Below are 744 nucleotides of genomic sequence, written 5' to 3' on the forward strand. Positions count from 1 at the left end.
GTGTTGATTTCCTCCGAAACCTGACCCACCTCTCACACTGATTTCCGTTCAAACCTGACCCACGTATCAACCTAGCCTGCCGCGATTTGCGGCAGGAGCACTGGAGTGATTGACGTGGCGACACTGAGTGTCATCAGGCGGTGGGCCCTGCGAGAGCAGTTGTCCATCCGCGAGATAGCCCGACGCACCGGCCTGTCTCGCAACACCATCAGGAAGTACCTGCGCGCCGGCGACCAAGAGCCGACCTATGCCAAGCGGGCCAGCAAGAGCCGGCTCGATCCGTTTGCCGAGAAGTTGGCCCACTGGCTCAAGACCGAGGCCGGCAAGACGCGCAAGCAGCGGCGCACCTTGAAGCAACTGCATGCCGAGCTGGTCACGCTCGGCTACGACGGCTCCTACAACCGCGTGGCGGCCTTCGCACGCGACTGGGCCCAGAAGCGCCAGGAGGCCAAGCAGACGACGGGACGGGGCACCTTCGTGCCCCTGGTCTTCGACGCCGGCGAGGCCTTCCAGTTCGACTGGAGCGAGGACTGGGCTGTGCTGGCCGGCGAGCGCACCAAGCTGCAGGTGGCGCACTTCAAGCTCAGCCACAGCCGGGCCTTCTACGTCCGGGCCTACCTGCTGCAGACCCACGAGATGCTGTTCGACGCGCACAACCATGCCTTCCGCGTGTTCGGCGGCGTGCCCAAGCGCGGCATCTACGACAACATGAAGACGGCCGTGGACAAGGTCCTGAGCGGCAAG

1 protein-coding gene is annotated in these 744 nt (G+C 64.5%); it reads left to right on the plus strand.

All coding sequences use genetic code 11. From position 1 onward, the window contains the following. Window positions 1–105: 105 nt before the first annotated feature. Window positions 106–744 (plus strand): IS21 family transposase (gene istA, locus ACG04R_RS28410; protein ID WP_394418189.1); only part of this gene is annotated, 639 nt, incomplete at its 3' end.

This window comes from Pelomonas candidula, assembly GCF_043555985.1.
Taxonomy (GTDB): domain Bacteria; phylum Pseudomonadota; class Gammaproteobacteria; order Burkholderiales; family Burkholderiaceae_C; genus Pelomonas; species Pelomonas candidula.